24 protein-coding genes and 1 pseudogene are annotated in these 23,748 nt (G+C 51.7%); 21 read left to right on the forward strand and 4 right to left on the reverse strand.

Annotation, left to right across the window (positions count from 1 at the left end; translation table 11 throughout):
* Window positions 1-51: 51 nt before the first annotated feature.
* The 16 genes and pseudogenes from DWV16_RS10525 to DWV16_RS10595 form a co-directional block, all read left to right on the forward strand.
* A pseudogene (locus tag DWV16_RS10525) lies at window positions 52-1,332 on the forward strand (VirD4-like conjugal transfer protein, CD1115 family); the annotation flags it as partial.
* Entirely contained in the window at window positions 1,319-1,489 is a 171-nt protein-coding gene (locus tag DWV16_RS19345) for a hypothetical protein (protein WP_002569167.1), read from the forward strand. The pseudogene DWV16_RS10525 and the gene DWV16_RS19345, both read left to right, overlap by 14 nt.
* A 411-nt stretch (window positions 1,490-1,900) precedes the next feature.
* Window positions 1,901-2,116: a Maff2 family mobile element protein gene (locus tag DWV16_RS10530; protein ID WP_002569168.1), complete on the forward strand. Its 216-nt coding sequence runs from the start codon at window positions 1,901-1,903 to the stop codon at window positions 2,114-2,116.
* Window positions 2,117-2,135: 19 nt separating this feature from the next.
* Window positions 2,136-3,005: a VirB6/TrbL-like conjugal transfer protein, CD1112 family gene (locus DWV16_RS10535; RefSeq protein ID WP_016289915.1), complete on the forward strand. Its 870-nt coding sequence runs from the start codon at window positions 2,136-2,138 to the stop codon at window positions 3,003-3,005.
* Window positions 3,006-3,182: 177 nt separating this feature from the next.
* Window positions 3,183-3,584, forward strand: coding sequence for a PrgI family protein (locus DWV16_RS10540; protein ID WP_067539664.1), 402 nt, complete (start codon window positions 3,183-3,185; stop codon window positions 3,582-3,584).
* Window positions 3,535-5,973, forward strand: a complete 2,439-nt coding sequence (locus DWV16_RS10545; protein WP_067539662.1) for a VirB4-like conjugal transfer ATPase, CD1110 family — start codon at window positions 3,535-3,537, stop codon at window positions 5,971-5,973. The genes DWV16_RS10540 and DWV16_RS10545 overlap by 50 nt, the downstream gene beginning before the upstream one ends.
* Window positions 5,970-6,929, forward strand: coding sequence for a site-specific DNA-methyltransferase (locus tag DWV16_RS10550; RefSeq protein WP_008978036.1), 960 nt, complete (start codon window positions 5,970-5,972; stop codon window positions 6,927-6,929). Before DWV16_RS10545 ends, DWV16_RS10550 begins: the two co-directional genes overlap by 4 nt.
* 35 nt (window positions 6,930-6,964) lie before the next feature.
* On the forward strand, window positions 6,965-9,034 hold the full coding sequence (locus DWV16_RS10555; RefSeq protein WP_002569174.1) for a CHAP domain-containing protein: 2,070 nt from the start codon (window positions 6,965-6,967) through the stop codon (window positions 9,032-9,034).
* Between the two features lie 38 nt (window positions 9,035-9,072).
* On the forward strand, window positions 9,073-9,351 hold the full coding sequence (locus tag DWV16_RS10560) for a DUF4315 family protein (protein ID WP_002569175.1): 279 nt from the start codon (window positions 9,073-9,075) through the stop codon (window positions 9,349-9,351).
* Window positions 9,344-10,045, forward strand: a complete 702-nt coding sequence (locus tag DWV16_RS10565; protein WP_002585094.1) for a DUF4366 domain-containing protein — start codon at window positions 9,344-9,346, stop codon at window positions 10,043-10,045. The genes DWV16_RS10560 and DWV16_RS10565 overlap by 8 nt, the downstream gene beginning before the upstream one ends.
* Window positions 10,042-10,230 (forward strand): hypothetical protein, encoded by a 189-nt coding sequence (locus tag DWV16_RS10570; protein ID WP_002569177.1) that lies wholly within the window; start codon window positions 10,042-10,044, stop codon window positions 10,228-10,230. The genes DWV16_RS10565 and DWV16_RS10570 overlap by 4 nt, the downstream gene beginning before the upstream one ends.
* A gap of 15 nt (window positions 10,231-10,245) precedes the next feature.
* On the forward strand, window positions 10,246-12,336 hold the full coding sequence (locus DWV16_RS10575) for a DNA topoisomerase 3 (protein ID WP_118479121.1): 2,091 nt from the start codon (window positions 10,246-10,248) through the stop codon (window positions 12,334-12,336).
* 240 nt (window positions 12,337-12,576) lie between these two features.
* Window positions 12,577-15,945: an antirestriction protein ArdA gene (locus tag DWV16_RS10580; protein ID WP_008978033.1), complete on the forward strand. Its 3,369-nt coding sequence runs from the start codon at window positions 12,577-12,579 to the stop codon at window positions 15,943-15,945.
* Between the two features lie 3 nt (window positions 15,946-15,948).
* Window positions 15,949-16,902: a hypothetical protein gene (locus tag DWV16_RS10585; protein WP_008978032.1), complete on the forward strand. Its 954-nt coding sequence runs from the start codon at window positions 15,949-15,951 to the stop codon at window positions 16,900-16,902.
* Window positions 16,903-16,904: 2 nt separating this feature from the next.
* Complete coding sequence (locus tag DWV16_RS10590) at window positions 16,905-17,111, forward strand: transposon-transfer assisting family protein (protein WP_002569181.1); 207 nt, start codon at window positions 16,905-16,907, stop codon at window positions 17,109-17,111.
* A complete protein-coding gene (locus DWV16_RS10595) occupies window positions 17,108-17,473 on the forward strand; it encodes a cysteine-rich VLP domain-containing protein (RefSeq protein ID WP_067539660.1) in 366 nt (121 codons plus the stop codon). The genes DWV16_RS10590 and DWV16_RS10595 overlap by 4 nt, the downstream gene beginning before the upstream one ends.
* A gap of 177 nt (window positions 17,474-17,650) precedes the next feature.
* Here DWV16_RS10595 and DWV16_RS10600 read toward each other — a convergent pair whose 3' ends face one another.
* From DWV16_RS10600 to DWV16_RS10615, 4 genes are all read right to left on the reverse strand, one after another.
* Complete coding sequence (locus DWV16_RS10600; RefSeq protein WP_002585088.1) at window positions 17,651-17,902, reverse strand: helix-turn-helix domain-containing protein; 252 nt, start codon at window positions 17,900-17,902, stop codon at window positions 17,651-17,653.
* A 65-nt stretch (window positions 17,903-17,967) separates the two neighbouring features.
* Window positions 17,968-19,314 (reverse strand): relaxase/mobilization nuclease domain-containing protein, encoded by a 1,347-nt coding sequence (locus tag DWV16_RS10605; RefSeq protein ID WP_008978031.1) that lies wholly within the window; start codon window positions 19,312-19,314, stop codon window positions 17,968-17,970.
* Complete coding sequence (mobC, locus tag DWV16_RS10610; RefSeq protein WP_008978030.1) at window positions 19,275-19,604, reverse strand: plasmid mobilization relaxosome protein MobC; 330 nt, start codon at window positions 19,602-19,604, stop codon at window positions 19,275-19,277. Before mobC ends, DWV16_RS10605 begins: the two co-directional genes overlap by 40 nt.
* 267 nt (window positions 19,605-19,871) lie before the next feature.
* A complete protein-coding gene (locus tag DWV16_RS10615; RefSeq protein ID WP_008978029.1) occupies window positions 19,872-20,225 on the reverse strand; it encodes a helix-turn-helix transcriptional regulator in 354 nt (117 codons plus the stop codon).
* Window positions 20,226-20,607: 382 nt separating this feature from the next.
* Between DWV16_RS10615 and DWV16_RS10620 the strand changes: the two genes are divergently transcribed.
* From DWV16_RS10620 to DWV16_RS10650, 5 genes are all read left to right on the forward strand, one after another.
* Window positions 20,608-20,787 carry a cysteine-rich KTR domain-containing protein gene (locus DWV16_RS10620; protein ID WP_002588768.1) on the forward strand — a complete coding sequence of 60 codons (180 nt, stop codon included), beginning with the start codon at window positions 20,608-20,610 and terminating at the stop codon, window positions 20,785-20,787.
* A 22-nt stretch (window positions 20,788-20,809) separates the two neighbouring features.
* A complete protein-coding gene (gene rlmN, locus DWV16_RS10625; RefSeq protein ID WP_008978028.1) occupies window positions 20,810-21,799 on the forward strand; it encodes a 23S rRNA (adenine(2503)-C(2))-methyltransferase RlmN in 990 nt (329 codons plus the stop codon).
* Window positions 21,800-22,334: 535 nt separating this feature from the next.
* On the forward strand, window positions 22,335-22,775 hold the full coding sequence (locus tag DWV16_RS10630) for an RNA polymerase sigma factor (RefSeq protein WP_008978027.1): 441 nt from the start codon (window positions 22,335-22,337) through the stop codon (window positions 22,773-22,775).
* The gene (locus DWV16_RS10635) at window positions 22,756-23,016 is read left to right on the forward strand and encodes a helix-turn-helix domain-containing protein (protein WP_019727567.1); all 261 of its coding nucleotides are present in this window, start codon (window positions 22,756-22,758) and stop codon (window positions 23,014-23,016) included. Before DWV16_RS10630 ends, DWV16_RS10635 begins: the two co-directional genes overlap by 20 nt.
* Window positions 23,017-23,433: 417 nt before the next feature.
* Entirely contained in the window at window positions 23,434-23,661 is a 228-nt protein-coding gene (locus DWV16_RS10650) for a transposon-encoded TnpW family protein (protein WP_004607973.1), read from the forward strand.
* The last annotated feature ends 87 nt before the right edge of the window (window positions 23,662-23,748 follow it).

Consider the following 23,748-nt stretch of genomic DNA (forward strand, 5'->3'; position numbering starts at 1 on the left):
CGATGAAACCGCTTAAAAGCAAGATACTATTTTCTTGTTCCTTATTGACAAAACCCGAAAGGAACACTGATTTTGGAAACCGGGAAAATGTTACAGCGGTACAAATACCGTATCAAAGTGCTAAATACGATTAACTTCAAAAAATCCATGAAATACAATCCCTTTGCCTATCTGCGGAGCGAAAAGGACATTTTGAAGTTAGTCAATACCATTATCGCCAACACCAAAGGCGACGGGGAAAAATCCGGCGAGGATTTCTGGGTGAAAGCGGAAAAGCTCTACTACACCGCGCTAATCGGCTATATCTGGTATGAAGCCCCGGAGGACGAGAAGAACTTCACGACGCTGCTTGAAATGATAAATGCGTCGGAAGCCCGCGAGGACGACGAGGACTTCCAGAACCCGGTTGACCTCATGTTTGAACGTCTGGAAGAAAAAGACCCGGAGCATTTTGCAGTCAAGCAGTACAAAAAATACAAACTTGCGGCGGGCAAGACCGCAAAAAGCATACTTATCTCATGCGGCGCGAGGTTAGCCCCATTCGACATTAAGGAGCTGCGGGAGCTTATGGAAACCGACGAAATGGAGCTTGACACCATAGGCGACAGAAAGACAGCCCTTTTCGTGATTATCAGCGACACCGACGACACCTTTAACTTTGTCGTGAGTATTCTCTACACACAGTTATTCAACCTTTTATGCGACAAAGCAGATGATGAATATGGCGGGCGGCTTCCCGTCCATGTTAGGTGCTTACTTGATGAATTTGCGAATATCGGGCAGATACCAAAGTTTGAAAAGCTCATTGCAACGATACGGAGCCGGGAAATCTCCGCGTCAATCATCTTGCAGAGCCAGTCACAGCTAAAGGCAATCTACAAGGACAACGCCGATACCATAGTCGGCAACTGCGACACCACGCTTTTCTTGGGCGGCAAGGAGAAAACCACCCTCAAAGAAATATCGGAGATTTTAGGCAAGGAAACGATAGACAGCTTCAACACTTCCGAAACCAGAGGGCGGGAGCTTTCGCATGGGCTGAACTATCAGAAATTGGGAAAGCAGCTTATGACGGAAGATGAAATCGCAGTCATGGACGGAGGGAAATGTATCTTGCAGCTACGCGGGGTGCGCCCGTTCTTTTCGGACAAATTCGACATAACGAAACACCCGAAATACAAGTACCTATCCGACGCAGACCCGAAGAACGCCTTTGACATGGAAAAGCACCTTAAACGCCGCCCCGCCATTGTCAAGCCCGACGAGGTTTTTGACTATTACGAGATTGACGCAGCAGACTTACAGGAGGACGCAGACCATGAGGAAACGTAGCGCAGAGGAAAAACAAAAGCAGCTTGAACGGTTTTTAATGAATGTTGCGGAAGCCGCCGACGCTGCATTATGGGAGTATTGGCGGGAAAAGGAAGCGGAACACCGCCGTTTTGCAACGGAGTATGTCACGCGCCGGGGGCTTATCCCGCAACAGTGACAGCATGGCAGACCGCCGGGGGACAGGGGAAGCTACACTTCCCCTACGCTGCCTTGCGGCAGCTACCCCTTTGTGAACTTGCGGGAAGCGAACACCTTGCTACGCAAGCTATTCACTTCCCGCAAGTCTGAAAAAAACGTCCGGCAGCACAGCGGGACACAGAAAGGAGCGATTGAAGCAATCACATCTATCCATACCGGCTACATGATACGCGCCCCCACTTTCCGGCGCAGTACACAGCGGCAGGAGCCGCACCCCTTACAACTGAATACCGCCGCGCCGCAGGACTTACGCAGCGCGGGGACAGCCGCCTTTACCAGAGGGCGGTTTTTTTATGCGGCGGCGACCATACGCTGACCGCCTTTTGTCCGCTTGCCGGACAGCCGCAGACGCGGCAGAAAGGATATATTTATGGCATTTTTCAATAGCGCAGTAGACGTTTTGCAGACCCTTGTTGTAGCACTTGGAGCCGGGCTTGGTATCTGGGGCGTGATTAACCTCATGGAAGGCTACGGCAACGACAATCCGGGCGCGAAAAGCCAGGGCATGAAGCAGCTTATGGCGGGCGGCGGCGTTGCCCTTATCGGCATGACCCTTGTACCGCTGCTTTCCGGCTTGTTCGGTTAAGAAGCGCGGGTAAAGGCTTATGCAGAGCATACTTGACGCGATTAACGAATGGATAAAGGAAATCCTCATAGGAGCCATAAACGGTAATCTGTCAACTATGTTCGGGGACGTAAACGAGAAAGTCGGCACTATCGCCGCAGAGGTAGGGCAGACCCCGCAAGGGTGGAACGCAAATATATTCTCCATGATACAGACGCTTAGTGAGAATGTAATCGTACCCATTGCGGGGCTTGTCATTACCTACGTCCTATGCTATGAGCTTATCAGCATGGTAACGGAAAAGAACAATATGCACGACGTTGACACTTCCATGTTCTTCAAGTGGGTGTTCAAGGCGTTTGTGGCAGTCTACCTTGTGACGCACACCTTTGACATCACTATGGCGGTGTTCGATATGGCGCAGCACGTTGTTTCCGGCGCGGCGGGGGTAATCGGCGGCAGCACAGAGATTGATGTTGCCGCCGCCCTTGCTTCCATGCAAAGCGGGCTTGACGCTATGGAAATCCCCGAACTGCTCTTACTTGTCATGGAAACAAGCCTTGTGAGCTTGTGCATGAAAATCATGTCCGTACTGATAACCGTTATCCTCTACGGCAGAATGATAGAAATTTACCTTTACTGTTCGGTATCGCCTATCCCGTTCGCAACAATGACTAATCGGGAATGGGGACAGATAGGGAACAACTACCTAAAATCCCTGTTCGCGCTTGGCTTTCAAGGCTTCCTCATAATGATATGCGTCGGCATTTACGCGGTTTTGGTGAACAACATGATAATAGCGGACAACCTGCACAGCGCGATTTTTTCCCTTGCAGCCTATACCGTTATCCTCTGTTTCTCCCTGTTCAAATCCGGCGCACTGGCGAAGTCGATTTTCTCCGCGCATTAGCGGCGTGTCAAGGGTAGGGTGGAGATTTTCAGAGCAAAGCGGCGAAAATACTACCCGACCTTGACGCGGGAAAACCCCATAGAATAGGGACGGGCAAAGGGCAGAAATTGACCTTTGCCTTGATTACCCCTATGGGAACTTACAGCAGCAAAAAACCCAGAGAAAGGAGGTTTCCACTTGGCGTATGTACCCGTACCCAAAGACTTATCCAAAGTCAAGACAAAAGTAGCTTTCAACCTTACCAAACGGCAGATTGTATGTTTTGCGGTAGCTCTCCTGTTAGGGCTTCCGCTTTTCTTTCTGCTCAAAGACAGCACAGGCACAAGCCTTGCGTCTATGGCTATGATTGCCGTCATGCTGCCCTGTTTCCTGTTCGCCATGTATGAAAAGCATGGACAGCCCCTTGAAGTGGTGGTGAAGAACATCATACGGACGAAATTCATAGCCCCCAAAGAACGACCATACAGGACAGACAACTTTTATTCCGTCTTAGAACGGCAGAGAAAACTTGAAAAGGAGGTATCAGCGATTGCAAAAGGAAACACGAAGAAACAGCGCGGCGGGAAGCGCAAAGCCTAACCCGCCCCGCAAGCTCACCCGCGCCGAGAAAAAGCAGATTGCGGAAATCATCAGACAGGCAAAGGGCGACGGGAAAGCCCACACCGCACAGCAGACAATCCCCTATATCCAGATGTACCCGGACGGTATCTGCAAGGTTACGGGACGGAAATACTCAAAGACCGTCGCCTTTGAAGATATTAACTATCAGCTTGCACAGGCAGACGACAAGACCGCCATTTTTGAGAACTGGTGCGACTTCCTCAACTACTTTGACGCTTCCGTTTCGGTGCAGCTCTCTTTCATCAATCAGGGGACGCAGCGGGGCGAAGCGGAAAAGGCGGTCAATATCCCGGCACAGGAGGACGCTTTCAACTCTATCCGCACAGAATACCGGAATATGCTGAAAAACCAGCTTGCAAAGGGAAACAACGGGCTTGTCAAAGCAAAATATATCACCTTTGCCATTGAAGCCGACAGTCTGGGCGCGGCGAAATCCCGCCTTGCCCGTATCGAAACGGACGTACTCAACAACTTTAAGCTCTTGGGCGTGTCTGCCCGCCCCATGACAGGCTATGAACGCCTTAAAATGCTGCATGGCATTTTCCACCCGGAGGGCGGGCAGTTTGCCTTTGATTTTTCATGGCTTGCCCCGTCCGGGCTTTCCACAAAGGACTTTATCGCCCCATCCTCTTTCCGTTTTGGCGAGGGGCGTTATTTCCGCATGGGGCGCAAAATCGGCGCGGTTTCATTCCTTGAAATCCTTGCGCCGGAATTAAACGACCGTATCTTATCGGATATTCTGGACTTGGAAACGGGCGTTATCGTCAATCTGCATATCCACAGTATCGACCAGACCGAAGCCATAAAGACAATCAAGCGGAAAATCACCGACCTTGACAAAATGAAAATCGAGGAACAGAAAAAAGCGGTACGCAGCGGCTACGACATGGATATAATCCCGTCCGACCTTGCCACGTTCGGCAGCGAAGCGAAGAACCTCTTACAGGACTTGCAGAGCCGGAATGAAAGAATGTTCCTCTTGACGTTCCTTGTGGTGAACATGGCGGACACGAAGCGGAAACTGGAAAATGACGTATTCGCGGCGGCGGGCATTGCACAGAAGAACAACTGCGCCTTGACCCGCCTTGACTACCAACAGGAAGCGGGGCTTATGTCCTCTGTACCGCTTGGGGAGAACCTTATCCCCATTCAAAGAGGGCTTACCACGTCAAGCACCGCTATCTTTATCCCCTTTATCACACAGGAGCTTTTCCAGACGGGCGCGGCTTTGTACTACGGCTTAAACGCCCTGTCTAACAACATGATACTCTGCGACCGCAAGCAGCTAAAGAACCCCAACGGCTTAATCTTGGGTACGCCGGGAAGCGGGAAATCCTTTGCCGCCAAACGGGAAATGACAAACGCTTTCCTCATTACCGACGACGACATAATTATCTGCGACCCGGAAGCAGAGTATTTTTCCCTTGTGCAGCGGCTTGACGGGCAAGTGATACGGTTATCGCCTACGGGCAAGGGCATTGACGGGAAGCCCCAGTATGTGAACCCTATGGATATTAACCTCAACTATTCCGAGGACGACAGCCCCCTTGCGCTGAAATCCGACTTTATCCTCTCCCTCTGCGAGCTTGTAATCGGCGGCAAGGAGGGCTTGCAGCCCGTCGATAAGACCGTCATTGACCGCGCCGTTAGGAACGTGTACCGCCCTTTCCTTGCAGACCCCGACCCGGAGAAAATGCCTATCTTGGGCGACCTCTACGACGAGCTTTTGAAGCAGCCGGAGCCGGAAGCGGCGCGTATCGCGGCGGCATTGGAGCTTTACGTTTCCGGCAGCTTGAACGTCTTTAACCACCGTACCAACGTGGAACTTTCTAACCGCCTTGTCTGCTTTGACATCAAGCAGCTTGGGAAGCAGCTCAAAAAGTTAGGTATGCTCATTGTGCAGGACCAGGTATGGAACCGCGTCACCGTCAACCGGGCAGAAAGGAAATCCACCCGGTATTTTATGGACGAATTTCATCTTCTCTTGAAAGAGGAACAGACCGCCGCCTATTCCGTTGAAATCTGGAAGCGTTTCAGAAAATGGGGCGGCATACCCACAGCCATTACGCAGAACGTCAAGGATTTGCTTGCTTCCCGCGAAGTGGAGAATATCTTTGAAAACTCTGATTTTGTCCTCATGCTCAATCAGGCGGCGGGCGACCGGGCTATCCTTGCAAAGCAGCTCAACATCTCCCCGCAGCAGATGAAGTATGTCACCCACACCGAAGCGGGCGAGGGGCTTATCTTCTACGGGAACGTGGTGCTGCCCTTTGTAGACCGCTTCCCGAAAGACACCGAGCTTTACCGGGTAATGACGACGAAGCCGGAGGAAGTGGGCGAAGCATGACAAAATTAAGGACAGACACCATTATCAACCGGGACGCGCTCTATGCCTTGCGGGAGCTTCCAGAGGAAAGCGTACACTGTTGCGTCACAAGCCCGCCCTACTATGCGCTTAGGGATTACGGGCTTGATATGCAGATTGGGCGGGAGGACACGCCGGAGCAGTACATTGACAGGCTGACCGAGGTTTTCCGCGAACTGCGCCGGGTACTGCGTTCTGACGGTACGCTCTGGCTGAATATCGCGGACACCTACTGCGGCACAGGAAATAAAGGCTACCATGCAGACCCGAAGAACCCGAAAGGGAGAAACGGACAGCAGATTGCAAGAAACAACCGCGTTTCCGGCTGCAAACAAAAGGACTTAATCGGTATTCCCTGGCTTTTAGCTTTTGCCCTACGCGCTGACGGGTGGTATTTAAGGAGCGACATTATCTGGCAGAAAGAAAACCCCATGCCGGAGAGCGTGAAAGACCGCCCTACCCGCTGCTATGAACATATCTTTCTGCTTACGAAGTCAAAGAAGTATTTTTATGACGCAGCCGCCATAGCCGAGCCGTTAGCCCCCACAACGGCGGCGCGGTACCGCACCGGGCGCAGCGCGGGACAGAAATATGCGGACGAAGTACCCGGACAGGGGAACGTACAGGGGCTTAACCGGGCGCGAAGCGGCAGCTACTACGACGAAGCCCTCATGCCGACCATGCGGAACAGGCGGGACGTGTGGCTTATCAATACCGTTCCCTACAAGGGCGGGCATTTCGCCGCGTTCCCGCCAAAACTTGCCGAAACCTGTATCAAGGCGGGCTGTCCGAAAGGCGGCGTTGTGCTTGACCCCTTTTTCGGCAGCGGCACGACGGGGGCAGCCGCAAAGCAGCTTGACAGGCATTATATAGGCATTGAGATAAACGCCGAGTATTGCGCCCTTGCAAGGGCGCGGATTGGAGGGACAGACACATAAAACAATATAAGGCGCGTGAAAAAGTCACGCAGAAAATGACCCGCGAGGGGGCTGTCGAGGTAAACGCCGCTACCGGGAAAAAGAAACGTATCAGCAAGCGGATAAGGGACGCGGACTTTGCAAAGACCGAAGCCCCACCGCAGCCGGAACAGGCAGCGCAGCCCCTACCGGGCGGCGCAACTTCCCCGCCCTTAACCGACACGCCGCCGCTTCCCCATGCGCCGGGGGCAGAACGGGAACAGGACACCGCAGCAGCCGAGCGCGTCTTGGAACGTATCGACGGGGCGCGTACCAGAAAGGCGAGCAAAAAGGCGGCGAGGAAAGCACAGGCAGAAGCCACAGCAAAAGAAAAATCTTCCCGCTTGCAGTTTACCGACGAGGAACGGGCAACGCCGGAGCTTGAAAGGTATATCCGAAAATCGGACAAAGCAGCCGACCGTCTGGACGCGGCAAAGGCGGCTATCCCCAAAGAAAAGAAACTTGTACGGGAGCGCACCTTTGATGAAGCCACCGGGAAAGGCAAGACCCGCCTACATTTTGAGGAACAGGAAAAGCCCATAGGAAAGAATAAGCCCCACAATAACCCGCTATCCCGCCCCGCACAGGAAGCGGGTATTTTCGTCCACAACAAGATACATTCCGTTGAAAAGGACAATTCCGGCGTTGAGGGGGCGCACAAATCCGAAGAACTGGCAGAGCGCGGCGCAAAGTACGGGGCGCGGAAAGTCAAGGAGGGCTACCACAGCCACAAGCTCAAACCCTACCGGGCGGCGGCAAAGGCAGAGAAAGCGGCGTTCAAGGCGAATGTGGATTTCCAGTACCATAAAGCCCTGCATGACAATCCGCAGATTGCGGGCAATCCCCTTTCCCGCTTCATGCAGAAGCAGCAAATCAAGCGGCAGTATGCAAAGTCGGCAAGGAAAGGCGGCGCAAAAACGGCGCAGAAAGCCGCAGAGAACACCCGCAAGGCGGCAAAAAAGACCGCCGAGGAAACAAAAAAGGCAATCGCTTTTGTAGGGCGGCACCCGGCGGGCGTATGTATCGCCGTTGCCGCGCTGCTCTTATTCATCATGGTATCGGCGGGGCTTTCCTCTTGCGGTTCCATGTTCTCCGGCTTGATGAACGGCATACTTGGGACTTCCTACACGTCGGAGGACAGCGACCTTGTGGCGACGGAGAACAATTACGCCGCAAAGGAAAACGAGCTTCAGCAGCAGATTGACAATATCGAAAGCACCCACCCCGGCTATGACGAATACCGCTATGACCTTGACAGTATCGGGCATAACCCCCATGAGTTAGCGTCCTACCTCACCGCCCTTTTGCAGACCTACACCCCGCAGAGCGCACAGGCAGAGCTAAATCGCGTCTTTGCCATGCAGTACACTTTGACGCTGACAGAAGAAACGGAAATCCGCTACCGCACAGAAACAAGCACAGACCCGGAAACAGGGGAAACGACCACCGAGGAAGTACCCTACGAGTACCATATCCTCAACGTGAAGCTGACGAACAAGCCCATTTCCGAGATTGCGGAGGAACTTCTAACGCCACAGCAGCTTGAAATGTACCGCGTCTATCTGGAAACAAGCGGAAACAAACCGCTGATTTTCGGCGGCGGCTCCCCCGATATGGGCGCGTCCGAGGATTTAAGCGGCGTACAGCTTGTAAACGGCACACGCCCCGGCAACACCGCCGTTGTAGACCTTGCGAAGCGGCAAGTCGGCAACGTGGGCGGGCGACCCTTTTGGAGCTGGTACGGATTTAACAGCCGCGTGGAATGGTGCGCCTGTTTCGTTTCATGGTGCTACAATCAAGCCGGAAAGAGCGAGCCGCGCTTTGCCGGGTGCCAGTCACAGGGCGTACCCTGGTTCCAGTCACGCGGGCAATGGGGCGCGAGGGGCTATGAGAATATCGCCCCCGGCGACGCTATCTTTTTCGACTGGGACGGGGACGGGAGCGCAGACCATGTGGGGCTTGTTATCGGAACGGACGGGGAGCGCGTCTATACCGTCGAGGGCAATTCCGGCGACGCCTGCAAGATAAAGAGCTACCCCGTCAATTACTCCTGTATCAAGGGCTACGGCTTAATGAATTGGAACTGACAACAAAAAAATGAAAATCTGAAAGGAGAAATTTATTGATGGCTATGAACAAAATTGAACGTATCGACAAAGAGATTGCAAAGACCCGCGAGAAAATCACCGAGTACCAGAACAGATTAAGGGGGCTTGAAGCGCAGAAAACCGAAGCGGAAAACCTGCAAATCGTACAGCTTGTGCGCTCCATGCGCCTTTCCCCGCATGAGCTTTCCGCTATGCTTTCCGGGGGCGGTATTCCGGGTATGGAAGCCGCGCCGGGCTACCCCGCAGAACCCGCAGACCATGACACCGAAGAAATGGAGGACACCGAGAATGAATAAGAAAATCCTTAGAACCTTGACCGCACTTTGCGCCGCCCTTGTACTTATGGGCGGCTTTTCCGTCACCGCTTTTGCACAGACCCCGGAGGGAGAGGACGACACCAACGACAGCGGCGTTGTCTACGAGGAACCCCAAAAGGAAGAACCCCTTACCCCGGACGGGAACGCGACCCTTGTAGACGATTTCGGCGGCAACAAGCAGCTTATCACCGTAACGACCAAAAACGGCAATTACTTTTATATCCTCATTGACCGGGACGACGAGGGCGAGGACACCGTACATTTCCTTAATCAAGTGGACGAAGCCGACCTCTTAGCACTTATGGAGGACGGAAGCACCGAAGCAGCCCCGCCCGCCGTTTGCAGTTGCACCGATAAATGCGAAGCCGGAAAGGTAAATGTGAGCTGCCCTGTCTGCAAGGACAACATGACCGCTTGCAGCGGCAAGGAAGCGGAGCCGGAAACCGAGAAACCAACAGAGCAGCCCAAAGAGAAAGGCAATACAGGCGGGCTTGTGCTTTTCCTTGTCGTGGCACTTCTTGGCGGCGGGGGCGCGTTCTATTATTTTAAGTTTATGAAGCCAAAGCAGAACGTCAAGGGCGACACCGACCTTGAAGATTTCGATTTTGACGATTACGACGAGGACGAGGGGGACGGGCTTTCTGATGAAGAACAGGAGGACGAGGAAGCATGACGCTTTTCACCGAAAACCCTTTAGAAAAAATGATGGTACAAAGACCCACCGGGCGGCGTGACAGTGCGCCGCCCGTTCCAAAATCCCCGGCGTGTATGCGTTGCCCTTATAAGGCGCAATCCCCCTGTATCGGCTATTGTCTGAAACAGGCACAGGAGAAGAAGCACACCGCGCCGGAACGCTGAAAGGAGGATTTTTTCATGGCATTTAGACTTGTGATTGCAGAAAAGCCGAGCATGGCGCAGACTATCGCCGCCGCGCTTGGCATTAAGGGGAAACAGGACGGGTATATCGAGGGCGGCGGCTACCTCATTTCATGGTGCGTCGGGCATTTGGTACAGCTTGCGGAAGCTGCCGCCTACGGGGAGCAATATAAAAAATGGAGTTTTGACAGCTTACCCATTCTGCCGGAGGAATGGCAGTACGCCGTTGACCCGGACAAGGGGAAGCAATTCAAAACCATTAAAGAGCTTATGCACCGCGCCGACGTTTCCGAAGTGGTAAATGCGTGTGACGCGGGGCGCGAGGGTGAATTGATTTTCCGCTTTGTCTACGAAGTGGCGGGCTGCAAGAAGCCCATGCGCCGCTTGTGGATTTCTTCAATGGAGGACGGGGCGATTAAGGCGGGCTTTGCTTCCCTCAAAGACGGGCGGGACTATGGCGCGCTCTTTGCGTCCGCCCTCTGCCGCGCAAAGGCTGACTGGCTTATCGGCATTAACGCCACCCGGCTTTTCTCCTGCCTGTATGGAAAGACCTTGAACGTGGGGCGCGTCCAGACCCCGACCTTAAAAATGCTCACCGACCGGGACGCGGCTATCTCCCATTTCCAGAAAGAAAAATATTATCATGTTCGCCTTGATTTATCCGGCGCGGACGCGGCAAGCGAAAGGATTTCGGACAAGGCAGAAGCCGACGCGCTGAAAGGGGCTTGCGAAGCGGGAAAGGCGGTATGCGTTTCCCTTACCAGAGAGAAGAAAACCGCAGCCCCGCCAAAGCTCTTTGACCTTACCTCTTTGCAGCGGGAAACGAACCGCATTTTCGGTTACACCGCAAAGCAGACCCTTGACCTTGCACAATCCCTTTATGAAAAGCGGCTCCTTACTTATCCGAGGACGGACAGCAGCTTTCTTACTGACGACATGGGCGGCACCGCAGCGGACATTATCGCGCTGCTTTGCGAAAAGCTCCCCTTTATGGCGGGCGCGGACTTCACGCCGGAGATTGCAAAGGTATTAGACAGCAAGAAAGTATCAGACCACCACGCAATCATTCCCACTATGGAGCTTGCAAAGGCTGACCCGGACGCGCTGCCGGAAAGCGAGAAGAATATCCTTACCCTTGCGGGGGCGCGTCTGCTTTTTGCCACCGCCGAGCCGCATATTTATGAAGCGGTTACGGCGGGTTTCTCATGCGCCGGGACAGACTTCACCGCAAGGGGAAAGACCGTACTTGCGGAGGGTTGGAAAGAGCTTGAACGCAGATACCGGGCGACGCTGAAAGATAAGCCCGAAGCAGAGGACGGGGAAAATGAGGGCGTGACGCTGCCGGAGCTTTCCGAGGGACAGAACTTTCCTAACCCCGCCGCAAAAGTAACGGAGCATACCACAACGCCGCCGAAGCCCCACAGCGAAGCGTCGCTTCTCTCTGCTATGGAGCGAGCCGGGAACGGGGACACCGACCCGGACGCGGAACGCCGGGGGCTTGGCACTCCCGCCACCCGCGCCGCCGTCATTGAAAAACTGGTAAAGGGCGGCTTTGCAGAGCGCAAGGGGAAGCAGCTTATCCCCACGCAGAACGGAGCCGCCCTTATATCAGTCTTGCCGGATATGCTCACTTCCCCGCAGCTTACCGCAGAATGGGAAAACAATCTGACGCAGATAGCAAAGGGAGCCGCAGACCCCGGCGAATTTCTGTCCGGCATTGAAGCTATGGCGCGGGAGCTTGTGCAGACACACGCCGCAGCACTGGACGGGAAAAAGGATTTGTTCCGGGAGGAAAAGCCCTCTGTCGGCAAATGCCCCCGTTGCGGTTCCCCCGTCCATGAGGGGAAGAAAAACTATTATTGCAGCAACAAAGAATGTGCCTTTGTCATGTGGAAGAATGACCGCTTTTTCGAGGAACGCAAGACCGCTTTTTCCGCGAAGATTGCCGCCGCGCTCCTTAAATCCGGCAAAGTGAATGTGAAGAAGCTCTATTCCCCGAAAACAGGCAAGACCTATGACGGAACTATCGTTCTGGCTGACACTGGCGGGAAATACGTCAACTACCGTATCGAAGTACAGAAGAACTAAAAACTTGAATAGCAAGCATAGGAAGCGGGTACCCACTTCCGTAAATCCCCGTTGCGACGCTGACGCGCCGGACGGGGATTTTGCTTGTTGGGAAGTTTCCCAAACCCTCTTTTGCGGAGGGCTTCACCCTCTAAAAATTTTTGAGAAATCTTTGGCAGAAATGCGGGCGTACCCGTAGTAGACCATGCAGCCCAAAAATGCAGCTTGTGACGCTGCCCCAAAGAAAGGAGGTTTTTCACTATGGCAAGTTTACGGGACACCGTAAAGGACTATCAAGACGAGCTTAGGGACGGTATCGCATGGGTGGCGTTCTGGAAACAGGGGCGTTCATGGAACGCGGAATATTTTCATCTTGATATGGACGACACCCTCTACCCGGAGGACAGGAGCCGGTTAGAGGAAATCAAAAGCACCGACCCCGCCGCCGTTATCCTAAACGGCTATTACTGCGGGCATTTAGGCGAGGACATGAGCCTTGACGAGCTGACCGCCGGAGTGCGCTACCACTACGAAAACAGCATGAACGACATTGACGGTTTTATCGGGGCGCATGACGACAGGCTTCCCCCGGAGGTTATCGAGGAAGCGAGGGCAGCCGCCCATGAAGCGGGGCTTCCCTTTTCCGAAAAGCCCTACCGGGACGGAGAGGATTTTAACCCCTATGTATTTGACGGGAGCATGAGCATTGAGGATTTTGAGCTTATGCACCGCATGATTGAAAAAGAAAGGAGCGAACAAATGGCAGAACCGATTTTAAGCGGCTATCTTTCCAATCTTGGGAAGTACACCGAGGGCAGACCCGCGGGCGAATGGGTGACGTTCCCCACGACTGCCGAACATCTGAAAGAAGTCTTTGACCGTATCGGGATTGACTTCAAGCATTACGAGGAATGGCATTTCACAGAATTTCAATCCCCTATCCCCGGCTTGGCGGAACATTTAAGCGAGTATTCCCACCCCGACGAGCTGAACTATTTAGGGAAGCTCTTGGAAATGCAGTTTGACGACGACCGGGAGAAATTCATTGCAGCCATTGAATACGGCGACCATGCCGACAGCTTACAGGACATCATCAACCTTGCACAAAACCTTGACTGCTACTGGATTTATCCGTCCGTCCACAATGAAGAAGAATACGGGCGTTATCTGGTTGATGAACTGGAAGAACCCGAACTGCCCGAAGAAGCGAAAAAGTATTTCATGTATGAGGAATACGGGCGCGACGCTTCCATTAACGACGACGGTATGTTTACCGAAAAGGGCTATATCTACAACAACCGCAACACCTTTACAGAATGGTACGACGGGCGCGACGTTCCACAGGAATACCGGGTAACGCCGCAGCCCCCGCAGCGGTCACGCCCCGACCCGGAAAAAGCAGATTTTGACGCAGCCGCGCCGGGGCAGAGAACCGCGCAGACCGCAGAGCAGCCACAGGAGCCGCGCCCGGTTATCCCTATCGTGCTGACGAGCGAGAAGCCCGCCGAGAAATTAAAAGAGATTACCGACCGTCTGGAACAGGGTATTGCGGAACTCTTTGACAGCGAGCGTTACAAGGAATATCTGAAAGTCATGTCAAAATTCCATAATTACAGCTTCCGAAACACCGTCCTTATCGCCATGCAGAAGCCGGACGCTTCCCTTGTGGCGGGCTTTTCCGCTTGGAAGAATAACTTTGAGCGAAACGTGATGAAAGGGCAAAAGGGAATTAAAATCATTGCCCCGTCGCCCTATAAAATCAAACAGGAAATGCAGAAAATCGACCCGCACACACAGAAGCCCATAATCGGCAAGGATGGAAAGCCCGTCACCGAGGAAAAGGAAGTCACCATACCCGCCTACAAGGTGGTATCCGTCTTTGACGTTTCCCAGACCGAGGGAAAGGAGCTGCCGGATATTGCCGTTGACGAGCTGACGGGCGACGTTGACCGCTACAAGGATTTTTTCGCAGCCCTTGAAAAGACTTCCCCCGTTCCTATCGCCTTTGAGAATATCGAGGGCGGCTCTCATGGCTACTACCACTTGGAGGACAAGCGCATTGCTATCAACGAGGGCATGAGCGAATTACAGACCTTAAAGACCGCCATTCACGAAATCGCCCATGCGAAGCTGCACGACATTGACCTCAACGCGCCAAAGGACGAGCAGCAGCCCCACGTTGACCGCCGCACCCGCGAAGTCGAAGCGGAAAGCGTCGCCTATACTGTCTGCCAACATTACGGGCTTGACACGTCGGACTACTCTTTCGGCTATGTCGCCGGGTGGAGCAGCGGGCGGGAGCTGTCCGAGCTGAAAAGCTCCCTTGAAACGATACGCAGCGCAGCCGCCGAGATTATCAATTCCATAGACGAAAATCTTGCGGAGCTGCAAAAGGCACAGGACAAGGAGCAGACCGCCGGACAGGAGCAGCCCACCAGAGAGGAAAAGGCAGCCCCGAAAGAACAGCCGCAGCCGGAAGCCCCGGCAAAGGCAGATACAGCCGGGAAAGAGAAGCCGGAAGCAGCCGCACCGGGAAAATCCGGCGCACAGGAAAAGGCGGGCGCAGCCCCGAAAGAAGCCTTTACCCCGGAAACGATTTACAAGATGCGCCGGAACCCTTACGGCGACAGCCCGGAAAACAGCCACCTCTTGCAAGCCTATGTGACACAGGAGAACGGGCGGGCGAAAATGGGCGACGTGCTTTATACGGGAACGCCGGAGAAATGCCGCGAGCTTATGGGGCAGCTCAAAAGCGGCGGGCTGACCGAGGGCGACGTAAAGCAGCTTTACGCAAAGGCACAGGAAACGGCGCAGACCGCCGGACAGGACAAAGACACCTTTTCCATTTACCAGATAAAAGGCGGGGACGAAACAAGGGATTTCCGCTTTGAGCCATACGACCGCCTGCAGGCGGCGGGAAATGTGGTTGACAGGGCGAACTATGAGCTTGTCTATTCCGCGCCCCTTGCGCCGGAAACTTCCCTTGAAGATATTTACACCCGTTTCAATATCGACCACCCCAAAGATTTTAAGGGACACAGCCTTTCCGTTTCGGACGTGGTAGTGCTTCATCAGGACGGACAGGACGCGGCGCATTTCGTTGACAGTGTAGGTTTCCGGGAAGTGCCGGAGTTTTTACAGGAGCAGAAGCAGCTTACCCCGGACGACTTGGAAACGGGCGAAACTGTCAAAACACCGAGAGGGACTTTCCATGTAACCGCTATGAGCCGGGAGCAGATAGAAGCCGCCGGATATGGCTTTCACCACCAGTCGGACGACGGAAAGTATCTGATTATGGGGAATGGGACGCGGGCGTTTGCCGTTGCCGCAGAACAGGCGCAGCGGGACAATCCCTTGAAAACCGCCGAGCAGACCATAGAGCAGAACGGAAACATGATTGACGGTATCATCAACAACACCCCCACCGTTGACGAACTGGAAGCAAAGGTAAAGGCGGGCGAGCAGATTTCCCTTGTTGACCTGGCTAACGCTGTCAAAGCCGACAAGGAGCGCGGCAAGGGAGCGAAGCCGGAAAAAAAGCCCTCTATCCGGGCGCAGCTTAGAGCCGACAAGGAAAAGGCGCAGAAGAAAAACGCAAAGCAGAAGTCACAGGACTTGGAAAGGAGCTGACCCATGCCGGAACAGAGTAAATTTGAAAACGTGGATTTGTTCGCTTCCCTTGAAGCGATTATGAAGCAGAACACAGGCTTTTACCAGAGCGACTTAGACATTGACAAAGAGATTATCGCAAAGGCGGCGGCAAGCCCCAACAGGGAGGACAAGACCCTTTTGTGGTTCTGCCGCCCGTCCGGGACGCACTGTTTCCGGGAGCGCGACGTTTTCCTCAAAGACACCGCGCCCCACAACACATGGCGTTTCTACATGGAGCAGACAAGCGACCGCGTCCTTGCCTATGCAATCGAGCTGACGGGAAAGGAGCGCGGGAAAATTAAGGGCAATCTGTACGAACTGGACTACGCTAAACATTATGAGCGCGTCAAGGAAAAGGAACTGCCCGCCGATACGGTGAAGCTGATTTATGAGCGAGGGGAAAGGGAGATACCCGCCGGACGGTTCTTCAACGGCAACCCAGACCCGCAGCTTGGGAAGTTTGAACGCTTTGAAGCCCTACCCGACGACCCGGACGCGCTGCAATCACTCTTACAGGAAGAACGGCGCAGCCGGGAGCAGCTTCCACCGGGGGACTTCAAGGCGCATATCACAGCCTTGCGGGACGGGCTGATTGAAACGGAAGCGCGGCGCATTGTGCGGGAAATGAAGCGGCACTATGAGCCGAATAGCCCGAACAAGACCCATTTCATGGCAGAGCTTTCCCCGGCGTTCATGCGGCTTGCAGCCACAAAGGACACTGACCGCCTTTTCTCCATGCTGCCCTATAAGACTCTTTCCTTTTCCAAAATCGAGGGCAGACATGGGACGTATGCGCTGATTGACAAGGGGGAGAACCGGGACAGGGAGATAAGGAAGCCCCGCCCCTCTATCCGGGCGCAACTTAAAGCAGACAAGGCAAAGACCGCCCCGAAAAAGGCGGCGGCAAAAACAAAAAATCACGATATGGAGGTATGAGCATGATTAGACTGACTGTTGAAGAAACAAACCTTTTGAGCATTTACAACGAGGGCGGCAAGCGGGCTTTGATTGAGAATGTCAACGCCGCGCTGCCCTACATGGACGCGGATATGCGGGAGCTTGCAAAGCGCACCCTTTCCAAAGTGGACGCTTTGACCGAAGCGGAATTTGCAGAGCTTCCCATTTACGCCGCTGATGAAGTATGAACGGGGTTAAGCGGCTGACGCCGCCCCAGAGCCGGAAAGTCAACGCCCTTGTGCGCCGGACGTGCTGCAACTATGATAACGGGAACTGTATCTTACTGGACGACGGAGACGAATGCGTATGTCCGCAGCTCATTTCCTATTCGCTTCTCTGCAAGTGGTTCCGGGTTGCGGTGCTTCCCGCCGACAGGCTGCTCTATGCGGAGCTTTACCAGACAGGGGATAAGAAGAAATGTACCGAGTGCGGCGCGTTCTTTGCGTCAACCTCTAACAGTGTCAAATACTGCCCCGTCTGCCGGAAGCGTATCACCCGCAGACAAGCCGCCGAGCGCATGAGGAAAAGACGCACCCCTGTTACGCAGTAGGCGCGGAAAATCCCTTGATTTACAGGGCTTTCCGGGCGTGAAAATCGGATAGGCGATACTTTATACCTTTATCCCCGAAAATGGCGTTCTACTGCGTAACATTCACGAAAACAGCACCCATAAAAAGACAGGGCGCGGAAGTCATATACCGGCTTCCGCGTCCTGTTCTTTTTTTGCCTATCTGACATTTCCCTTTTCCATTTCTTCAAGTGGGAACTGCGGGAGGGCTTCTATCAGCTTCTTTGTGATAGACTGGCGCATATCTTCGTTGATTTCCTGTTTCGTGCTTCCGTCCGGCTGTCTGACCGCTACCGTCGATAGCCTGTCGATTTCGTCCTTGTAGCACTCCACGACTTTCTCCACCGCCCATTTTTCCCCGGCAACGGCGGCGCGTATGGTTTCATATTCCGGCATTTTCTGGTTTTCCATGCTTCAACGCTCCTGTCTGTATTTGATAGCCTTATCATAGCACAGCGGCGGGGATTTTGCTATCCTTATCCGCGCTCTGTTCCCTTTTCACGTTCCGGCTGCCTGTCTGCCTGTAAAATGCTGTCAATGTTCTGCTTGATAATATCATATTCCCGGACTTTCTTTTTCAGCTTCCCATAGTCGGCGTAAAGGGCTTCTTTCTGCGCTTGGAGGGCTTCATACTCCGATTGCAGCGCGGCAAGGTTCGGGAGCTTTGCAATGCCCGCCGCTTTCAACGACCTTGCGGCGGCTTCATGTAGGATAATCGCCTGTTCCTGTCCGGCGCGGTACTTCTCCCTGTTCCTTGCCTTGCGGTATGCGTCATAGACGGGCTTTGTCTTTTGGTAGGTGGAAACATTCTTGATAAGCACCGCCATGTCCGCAAGCCGCTTTTCCGCGTTCTTCAATGCGTCTGCCGCCTGTCCGCTTTCCGCTGACATTTCCTCAATCCGGCTGACTAAATCCGCGTACTGTTCAATCTTGTGTTCCGTCAAGAAATTCATGGTTTTAGCTGCCTGTTTCAGATTGTGGATTTTCGCCCACTGTTCATAGCCCTTACTCTGCGCCGCCTTGATACTGTTCTCAATGTCGATAAGCAGCGAAACGTCGCGCTGCTCTCTGGGGGCTTTCGCCGCCTTTGCCCGTCTGCCCGCTATCCGTTCCCTTATGGCTTCCTCTGTATAGTCTGCGCCGAGGGTTTTTAGGCGGGTGAAGCGTTCCTGTCCGGGGGCGCGGCATGAAACATATTTCCCCGGCTTTATCTCATAGCCCGCCGCCTGTAACCGCGTTAGCAATTCCTCAAAACTGGAAACTTGGGGGATAAGCGCGTCAACGGCAATCTTTAGCTTGCCTTTCCAACTTGTACCCGTCTTTTCTGCCTGGTACTCCGCATAGCTCTTTCCCTTGCTGCCCTTGCCGGGGACGACGACGGACAAGCCATTTTCCCGGCACAGCTTGTCGCTCATGTTCCGTATGCCGTAATAGCTCCTTTTGTTGGAATTGTATTTGTGATGGTCTACAAAATTCACCGCGCAAAAAATGACGTGGTTATGGATATGCCCCTTGTCAATGTGCGTCGTCACAACATATTCATGCTGCCCCTTTGTCACCGCGTCGGCAAGCTGCTTCCCGATTTCGTGGGCTTTCTCATAGTCCACTTCCCCCGGCGCAAAGGACTGTATCAAGTGAAAGGCTAAATTGCTGCCCTTATCCAGTGCTTGCGAGAGGGTATAGCCGAACTCAATGTCTGCCGTTTCATAGGAGCAGCCGAAAGAGGATATGAGCATTTTCCCGTCCGTCTTGTCCGGGTTTTCGATATAGTCAAGGGCTTTGCTTAGGGTGCTTTTAACAGGCTTAATCTTTGTAACCGCCATATCTCCGCAAGCACCCCCTTTATTTCCTCTATGTCCTCTTGGTATGCGTTCCCCGCCGCGTTCACGCGGCGGGCTATCTGGTTGACGTTGACACCGATTTTCTGTATCTCTGCGGTCATTGCCTTTATATCGGCGTGGTCTATCTGAATGATATACCCGTCAATGGCAATCTTCCGCAGATACGCCGCCATGTTCCGGGTGGGTACGAGCTTCATTTTTTCCAGTATTAAATCCCGTTCCGCTTCCGTCACTCTGAATTTGATTTGCACCGTCCTTTTCCGTCCGTCCATTGCTTCGCTCCTTTCCTTTCCGTTCCGAGGGTTTGGGACACTTCCCAACAAGCCATTTTCAACCGACGCGCCGCAGCGCGGGAGGGCGAAAATACGGAAGTGGGTACCCGCTTCCTATGCTTGCTACGAATGTTTTTATCCCTTATGCCCTTATCCCTTACTACGGAGAAAAAGCTATTTTGCCAAACTTCCGCAAAAGAAAAACGCTGCAATTCAAAAAAGATTGCAACGCTTTCTAAATCCTGTTCAGTTTTAAGCCGGACATTCCTATTCGCCCTCTTTTTCGACTTCGGAAATCTCTTTTGCCGTTGCGGTCACAATCCGTATGCCTGTATCGCTCATACCGTCAAGAAGCGCGTCGAGCTGCCGCCGCTGCGTGTTCTTCTCCGGCGGCGTTTCCAAAAGGAACTGGTCTACGGATATATTGTAGCGGAGCATAAGCTCAAAGAAAATCTGTAAACTTGGGTGCTGCCCCTTGTTCTCAATGTTCGCAAGGTAACGCGGCGAGATAAACATTTCGTCGCTTACTTTCTTGCGGCTCTCCTTGCGCCCTGTCCGCGCCGCCTTTATCGCTGCCCCAAAAGCCTTGAAGTCGTATTTCGGTACTGGTCTTTTTGCCATAATTATTCACCCTATTACATTTTACTGTTCACCTTTCCTCTTGGATATGTCTACACTGTTCTATCAGTTGACTAAAATAATTCATATGTATATGTTGACAACTAGCCGCTTTTTTTGTATAGTATTATTAAAAGGGGGGAAATGTTTATGTTACATAGCATGCGTATTCGATAAGCATTGAAATTAAAAAAGATTTTTCCCATTTTCAATATGGGCTTTTTTGTCATGCTTATTTTGCGTATGCTATACAACAAAACTAACGATGTATAGACATAGTATAAAAACTATGCCTTAATTTTGTTGTAGTGTTATATGTATAAATGCAGGTCAATGCTCATGTTGAGAATTGACCTGTATTTTTTTGCGCAAAAGGAGAAATATTATGCTTGAAAAATATTGGATAAAATGTCCAATTTGTAACGGAAAGACGAGGGTTCAAGTATTTTATAATACGGTATTAAGAAATTTTCCTCTTTTCTGCCCTAAATGTAAATTAACACATATCGTTGATGTTGAAAAATTAGAAATCATAATCAAAAACTCTGAAAAACAAACTTTTTAATTTTGAAAAGGAAGGATATTAAATGAAACACTTACCTAAAAGTACACCTACGGAAATATTGAATGACCCATACGGATTTACTTACAAAGAAATGTCGGAAGTAATTGGAGAGGATAAAGCAAGAGCCTTATATGCGAAATTGTATAAACAGCCATTTCACAAAAAAAATCTATCAATATCAACAAAAAAAGTCTATAAAAGTAGCGATACTGAAAAGTATGTTTATGAATTGAAAGACAACAGGTATATCGAAACGGTTTTTATTAAACGGCGAGATGGTGGGACTGTTTGCGTAAGTACGCAAGTTGGTTGTTCTGTTGGCTGTATTTTTTGTGAGTCCGGACGCAATGGTTTCGTTCGTAATCTAACACCGTCTGAAATTGTGCAGCAGGTCATATTGATACGTCAAAAAGTAAATCGTATCGTTTTTATGGGAATGGGAGAACCTTTATTCAATTACGACAACTTGATTGCAGCAATCCATATTCTTCGAGATAGAAATGGACTTAACTTTCCAACCGACGGCATTACCATATCAACAGTTGGTCCAGTTAATCAATTAAAAAAATTGCGCGAAGAACATCTAAAAATTCAGTTGACAATATCTTTACATGCAGCAACACAGGCTGTGAGAAACTGTATCATTCCTCATATGCACATGTACGCTATTGAAGATGTTGTTAAGCAAGCATTGTCCTATTCACAAAGGCATAATCGAAAAGTGGTATTTGCGTATTTGCTTTTACCAGGTATAAATGACCGTTCCTCAGATATAAGGCAACTTGCAAAATGGTTTAAGGGCAAAAATGTTATGATTAACGTGCTGCAATACAACCCGACGAGTAATTCAAAAATTAGAGCACCACAAAAACAAGAAATGGTTGCGTTCAAACATCAATTAGAGCAAACAGGACTTGAAGTTACCATGAGAGTTTCTCATGGTAGAGAGATTAAAGCAGCTTGTGGACAGTTAGCTAATACATATAATAAAGCCAAAAAACAACAAAAATAATTTAATTAAAAGAGCCAGACGCACAGACGCAGAGCCGATAATATGCAGTTTGAAATACTGCTGTTATCGGCTCTTTTTTGATTTAATTTGTGCCCCCAATAACCATATTGGAGCAAAATCAGAACTGTTGCTTGTCGTTCTTTGATTTCCGCAGCAGCTTTGAAAAATCAAAGCCGCCGTTTCTTTTTATCTTCTCAAGAAATGACGCGGTATCACTGTTAAAAGCGGCGGCTAAAGGAGGTAGCCGCCATGAAGCACATACCATATCGACAAAATCCGACGGTCATTGACACATCAAAAAAAGCCCGACCACCACCGGGGGAAATTACGCTTGTATATATGAACTGTCTAATCATCTAAATACTACTCACAATACCAATGCGCCTGTCCGGGCTTTTCGGACAGGCGCATTTTGCTGCTCAAAAAATTTTTTGAAGAAATTTCAAAAAATCTTCGGCGTTTTTGAAAACCGCCGTATTGCCCCGCGAAAAGGGGGAAGCACCACCAACTTTCCAACGAGAAAGGAGGTGAGAATGTGGAACCTAACAGCAGGGAGTTTTACAAACAGTGTGCTTTTCAGAAGTTTTGTAATACGGTACTTCACAATGAAGCGTGCGACACTCATAGAGAGCTTCGCAGACACAGGGCAAAGGAAGTGACCTTTTCCGACATGACCTTAGACGAAGCGCGACAGCTTCATACGTTTGATGAATATTTCAAACGGGAAACTGTTGAAACCGTCTTTGAGAAAGCCGGGAAGAAAATCACGCCAAAGCTGCTTCTTGAAGCAATCCGTACTTTGCCGGAAGAAAAGCGCAAAGCCATACTGCTGTATTACTTCGAGGGAATGAACGATACCGAGATTGCGGAACTGTTCAATACGTCGAGAAGCACGATACAGTACAGGCGGACAAGCTCTTTTGAGAGATTAAGAAAATATCTGGAGGAAAATGCTGATGAATGGGACGAATGGTAACGAACCCGGCTACCCGGAAAATGCCCTTGTTCCCTATCCTGTCATTGTGGTAGCGACAAAGGGCGACCCGGACGCTATGAAGATTGTCTTGCAGCATTTCAGCGGCTACATAGCCCGCCTCTCCATGCGGAAGCTGTACGACGAGCGCGGGAATGTCTATTTCGGCGTAGACCACGACATTCGGGAACGGCTGCAAGCAAAACTGATGATGGCTGTCCTCACCTTTAAGGCAGAGGAATAAACCGCAGCGGCGGCGGGACGCTTTCTCTCTCCCCCTTTTCCGTTCCGCTGCTGACGCGGCAGCAAAGCCATTCTGAACCTTGACAAAGAAAGCGGCGCAAGATAACGGCGGCGCAGCATAGGGCAAATCGGATACGTTCCTTTTGCGCCGAGCCATACGGCGGGTGCGCCATGACGCTATCCGGGTGAGGTTATCCCCGCCCGGACAGCCGAGCGACCAACACCGCGCCGGAAAGCAAGTGTAGCGGCTTGCGGGCGACGACACGCAGAATATACAATGATACTTCCTTACAGCCACAGTCCGAGCGTTAAGAGCGTCGCAGGCAATGGGTAGGGCTGCATGAGAACCATGCCGGGGTGAAATTCCCATGAGGTTATGCTAATAACCGTCCGATTAAAGCCTTTGTTTTATTGAATAGTGGACTTGCTGCTATTCATAGACTGTATTATATGTTTGCGAAAGAAAGGGGGATTTTCTTTGACGCAAAACCAAACGCCCGTTACCACAACGGAGCATAAAATAGGAAAAGTTACTTACCTTGTATGTTCGTCCGCAAGTGAACGCGCAACGGACACACTGGATAAAAAGATAAAAAAACTCATTCGCAAAGACATGGAACTGAACCCCGCAAACGCCCGGAAATAGGGCGTTTCTTCACATTTTATACATGACACAGGCAGCGGTATGTGGTATAATATAGACAGTACAAATGCCATGCTTGTCTGTCGTCGG

This window comes from Anaerotruncus sp. AF02-27 (assembly GCF_003465835.1).
Classification (GTDB): domain Bacteria; phylum Bacillota; class Clostridia; order Oscillospirales; family Ruminococcaceae; genus Anaerotruncus; species Anaerotruncus rubiinfantis.